The organism is Caballeronia sp. LZ003 (assembly GCF_031451465.1).
Lineage (GTDB): Bacteria > Pseudomonadota > Gammaproteobacteria > Burkholderiales > Burkholderiaceae > Caballeronia.
Map to the genome: position 1 here is coordinate 1 of NZ_JARUXJ010000139.1, position 572 is coordinate 572.

General features: G+C 65.4%; 1 pseudogene. It reads left to right on the plus strand.

Annotated features, from left to right (window positions below):
* Positions 1-572: pseudogene (locus QCE79_RS33465) on the plus strand (RHS repeat domain-containing protein); the annotation flags it as partial.

Here is a 572-nt window from a genome sequence, read left to right on the forward strand (position 1 = left end):
TTCGAGCGCGACAAGCTGCATCGGGAAATCAAGCGCACGCACCGCAGCTTCACGCAGGCGCGCCAGTACGATCCGGTGGGACGGCTCGCACAGATGTCGGTGCGTCATGTGAGTTCGGTGAATTTGCTCGATGTGCTGGCCGAGCGCACCTATGGGTACAGCACGGCGGGCAACCTGACGCGCATCGAGGACCATGTGCGCGGGGTGACCGATTACACCTACGATCCGGTAGGCCGGCTGCTCAAGTCGGCGACGCCCGACCTGACCGAAATCTTTGCGTTCGATCCGGCGGGCAATCCGGTCGATGCCGACAAGGTTCCACCGCGCCCGGCGATCGAGACGGCCGAGGCGCGTGCCGCGCGCCATGCCCGGGAGGATGAAGAAGACGCGGCATTGACACGCGCCGGCCGAAGCGCGCCGATGCGCTGGCGCGGCTCGGAGGACACGAGCAACTTCGGGGCGTGGTGGAGGTCGCTGCCCAAGTGCATCGGCAACGTACTGAGGGAATTGGACTCGACGAGCTACGACTACGACGAGCGCGGCAATCTGATCACGAAATCGGGCGGCGCTCA